The organism is Candidatus Liberibacter brunswickensis, from assembly GCF_036858155.1.
GTDB lineage: Bacteria > Pseudomonadota > Alphaproteobacteria > Rhizobiales > Rhizobiaceae > Liberibacter > Liberibacter brunswickensis.
On sequence record NZ_JAAEJX010000025.1, the window covers coordinates 1 to 1,183 of the forward strand.

Sequence of the window (1,183 nt, forward strand, 5' to 3'; positions counted from 1 at the left end):
TATATAAGTATCTTCTAGGATATAGGACAGTTGTACGAGTATTACACCCCAGTTTATTGTTTTGTTTGTGTATTCTCGTCTTCAGCACAATCCTAGTAAGTATTTGACACTTGCTAGATATTTTCATAGAGGCTTTTTTTACAATAGGTAACCGTGAAATATTTCTCAGTAAAAAATTAAAAATGAAATCTAGAAAGATGTCTCTATATACAAGACCGTAGCTGATAGACTTTGAAATAAATTCAAAGATAAAAACTTGATAATGAGATGAACAAAAAGTTTCCTAATGTGATTCTTATCACGGGAACAAAAGACGTGACTGCAAATAATTTTTCAAATTCCTAAATTACTCCCTCCCTTTTATCTCCCATCCCATCTCTCTCTCGTATCACAACCCCAACATTTCAATCTTCCAAAGTCTTCCCTCTAATCTGTTCTCCTCTCTCCTGGATATTTATCTTGTCCTACAATAATTTCATTATTTTCTTCACATTCTTCGGGTTGAAATTTATGTTCACGTCCCCAACGTGACAAAGTTTTCATTTTTCGGGTGTTTGTTATTTGAAGGCAGGTATCTTCTCGTATAGTTTCTGCCACTTTCATTTTCAAATTAGCAAGCTTTGTTGTTGCCAAAAACAGTTTTTGTCAGGCATCTTTTGTTGATGTTGTCCTATCGTAACAAATTTAATATTACTTATGGCTTGCTTGGGAGACATCTGTTACCATTTTGATCATAAGAATAAGGAAAGAATTGATTAAAACTTCTTGGGACTTTTGATCAGTACGTGTAAAGATATATTTAAGGACAATATTGATGTAAGTCAGTTTCCTTGCACTTGAAACTTCTAGCCGTCTTTAACTTGGTCAAAGTCAGTAAAATACATTTTGTAGGTTAGCAGGTAATTACTGTAGGTAAGTAGAAATGTTGTAATTGTAATTATTATATTGGTGTCTCTATTCATCTGGTTTTTTTCTACTTAATGTATTCTAGAGTAGATAGACATTGACATATCGAAAACAAAGGTCATAAGTAGGTACCTACTCTATACCTAACATGTATAATAATAATTCTGCTTTATATCTTCCCAATACTTGACTTTTTTCTTACTAATTTTACTTTCTAATTGCCAAATTTATAGCGGAGCTGTATGGTAACATAGAAAGTTTTAAATTCCGCCATTTT

At 32.3% G+C, this 1,183-nt stretch carries 1 protein-coding gene; it reads right to left on the bottom strand.

Annotated features, from left to right (window positions below):
- Window positions 1–426: 426 nt before the first annotated feature.
- Window positions 427–609 (bottom strand): hypothetical protein, encoded by a 183-nt coding sequence (locus GY664_RS05055; RefSeq protein ID WP_333948399.1) that lies wholly within the window; start codon window positions 607–609, stop codon window positions 427–429.
- Window positions 610–1,183: the final 574 nt, after the last annotated feature.